This is a genomic window from Staphylococcus sp. HMSC034G07 (assembly GCF_001835975.1).
Lineage (GTDB): Bacteria > Bacillota > Bacilli > Staphylococcales > Staphylococcaceae > Staphylococcus > Staphylococcus ureilyticus.
This window is the reverse complement of record NZ_KV826589.1, coordinates 1-3,211: the sequence shown is the minus strand read 5'-3', so window position 1 is coordinate 3,211 and position 3,211 is coordinate 1. Positions and strand designations below refer to the sequence as shown.

Annotated in this window: 1 rRNA gene; it reads left to right on the top strand. The window is 48.2% G+C overall.

Annotated elements, in window-relative coordinates:
- The first annotated feature begins 182 nt into the window (after nucleotides 1-182).
- Nucleotides 183-3,103 (top strand): 23S ribosomal RNA (locus HMPREF2586_RS01105).
- Nucleotides 3,104-3,211: the final 108 nt, after the last annotated feature.

Genomic DNA, 3,211 nt, shown 5'->3' with positions numbered 1-3,211 from the left:
TTGTACATTGAAAACTAGATAAGTAAGTAAAATTTATGATTTTACCAAGCAAAACCGAGTGAATAAGAGTTTTAAATAAGCTTGAATTCAAAAAGAAATAATCGCTAGTGTTCGAAAGAACACTCACAGATTAATAACATTTTGGGTTTTCAACCGACGGTTGTCGAGTTGGAAAGCAAATAGATTAAGTTATTAAGGGCGCACGGTGGATGCCTTGGCACTAGAAGCCGATGAAGGACGTTACTAACGACGATATGCTTTGGGGAGCTGTAAGTAAGCTGTGATCCAGAGATTTCCGAATGGGGGAACCCAATACGAGTTATGTCGTATTATCGATACGTAAATACATAGCGTATCGAAGGTAGACGCGGAGAACTGAAACATCTTAGTACCCGCAGGAAGAGAAAGAAAAATCGATTCCCTGAGTAGCGGCGAGCGAAACGGGAAGAGCCCAAACCAACGAGCTTGCTTGTTGGGGTTGTAGGACACTCTATACGGAGTTACAAAGGAATAGATTAGACGAAGCATCTGGAAAGATGCATCAAAGAAGGTAATAATCCTGTAGTCGAAAATCTGTTCTCTCTTGAGTGGATCCTGAGTACGACGGAACACGAGAAATTCCGTCGGAATCTGGGAGGACCATCTCCCAAGGCTAAATACTCTCTAGTGACCGATAGTGAACCAGTACCGTGAGGGAAAGGTGAAAAGTACCCCGGAAGGGGAGTGAAAGAGAACTTGAAACCGTGTGCTTACAAGTAGTCAGAGCCCGTTAATGGGTGATGGCGTGCCTTTTGTAGAATGAACCGGCGAGTTACGATTTGATGCAAGGTTAAGCAGTGAATGTGGAGCCGTAGCGAAAGCGAGTCTGAATAGGGCGTTGAGTATTTGGTCGTAGACCCGAAACCAGGTGATCTACCCTTGACCAGGTTGAAGTTCAGGTAACACTGAATGGAGGACCGAACCGACTTACGTTGAAAAGTGAGCGGATGAGTTGAGGGTAGCGGAGAAATTCCAATCGAACCTGGAGATAGCTGGTTCTCTCCGAAATAGCTTTAGGGCTAGCCTCAAGTGATGATTATTGGAGGTAGAGCACTGTTTGGACGAGGGGCCCTTCTCGGGTTACCGAATTCAGACAAACTCCGAATGCCAATCAATTTAACTTGGGAGTCAGAACGCGGGTGATAAGGTCCGTGTTCGAAAGGGAAACAGCCCAGACCACCAGCTAAGGTCCCAAAATATATGTTAAGTGGAAAAGGATGTGGCGTTGCCCAGACAACTAGTATGTTGGCTTAGAAGCAGCCATCATTTAAAGAGTGCGTAATAGCTCACTAGTCGAGTGACACTGCGCCGAAAATGTACCGGGGCTAAACATATTACCGAAGCTGTGGATTGTCCGTAGGACAATGGTAGGAGAGCGTTCTAAGGGCGTTGAAGCATGATCGCAAGGACATGTGGAGCGCTTAGAAGTGAGAATGCCGGTGTGAGTAGCGAAAGACGGGTGAGAATCCCGTCCACCGATTGACTAAGGTTTCCAGAGGAAGGCTCGTCCGCTCTGGGTTAGTCGGGTCCTAAGCTGAGGCCGATAGGCGTAGGCGATGGATAACAGGTTGATATTCCTGTACCACCATGAATCGTTTTAAGCGATGGGGGGACGCAGTAGGATAGGCGAAGCGTACGATTGGATTGTACGTCCAAGCAGTAAGACTGAGTGTTAGGCAAATCCGGCACTCATAAGGTCAAGCTGTGATGGGGAGAGGAAATTGTTTCCTCGAGTCGTTGATTTCACACTGCCGAGAAAAGCCTCTAGCTAGATTTATGGTGCCCGTACCGCAAACCGACACAGGTAGTCAAGATGAGAATTCTAAGGTGAGCGAGCGAACTCTCGTTAAGGAACTCGGCAAAATGACCCCGTAACTTCGGGAGAAGGGGTGCTCTTTAGGGTTCACGCCCAGGAGAGCCGCAGTGAATAGGCCCAAGCGACTGTTTATCAAAAACACAGGTCTCTGCTAAACCGTAAGGTGATGTATAGGGGCTGACGCCTGCCCGGTGCTGGAAGGTTAAGAGGAGTGGTTAGCTTCTGCGAAGCTACGAATCGAAGCCCCAGTAAACGGCGGCCGTAACTATAACGGTCCTAAGGTAGCGAAATTCCTTGTCGGGTAAGTTCCGACCCGCACGAAAGGCGTAACGATTTGGGCACTGTCTCAACGAGAGACTCGGTGAAATCATAGTACCTGTGAAGATGCAGGTTACCCGCGACAGGACGGAAAGACCCCGTGGAGCTTTACTGTAGTCTGATATTGAAATTCGGTACAGCTTGTACAGGATAGGTAGGAGCCTTAGATACGTGAGCGCTAGCTTACGTGGAGGCGTTGGTGGGATACTACCCTCGCTGTATTGGATTTCTAACCCGCACCATTAATCATGGTGGGAGACAGTGTCAGATGGACAGTTTGACTGGGGCGGTCGCCTCCTAAAGAGTAACGGAGGCGCTCAAAGGTTTCCTCAGAATGGTTGGAAATCATTCATAGAGTGTAAAGGCACAAGGAAGCTTGACTGCGAGACTTACAAGTCGAGCAGGGTCGAAAGACGGACTTAGTGATCCGGTGGTTCCGCATGGAAGGGCCATCGCTCAACGGATAAAAGCTACCCCGGGGATAACAGGCTTATCTCCCCCAAGAGTTCACATCGACGGGGAGGTTTGGCACCTCGATGTCGGCTCATCGCATCCTGGGGCTGTAGTCGGTCCCAAGGGTTGGGCTGTTCGCCCATTAAAGCGGTACGCGAGCTGGGTTCAGAACGTCGTGAGACAGTTCGGTCCCTATCCGTCGTGGGCGTAGGAAATTTGAGAGGAGCTGTCCTTAGTACGAGAGGACCGGGATGGACATACCTCTGGTGTACCAGTTGTCGTGCCAACGGCATCGCTGGGTAGCTATGTATGGACGGGATAAGTGCTGAAAGCATCTAAGCATGAAGCCCCCCTCAAGATGAGATTTCCCAACTTCGGTTATAAGATCCCTCAAAGATGATGAGGTTAATAGGTTCGAGGTGGAAGCATAGCGATATGTGGAGCTGACGAATACTAATCGATCGAAGACTTAATCAAATTTAAAAGTTTTGTTGGTTGAACTAAATTTTACTTACAATCTAGTTTTGAGTGTATAAATTTTATACATGACATTGTCTGGTGACTATAGCAAGGAGGTCACACCTG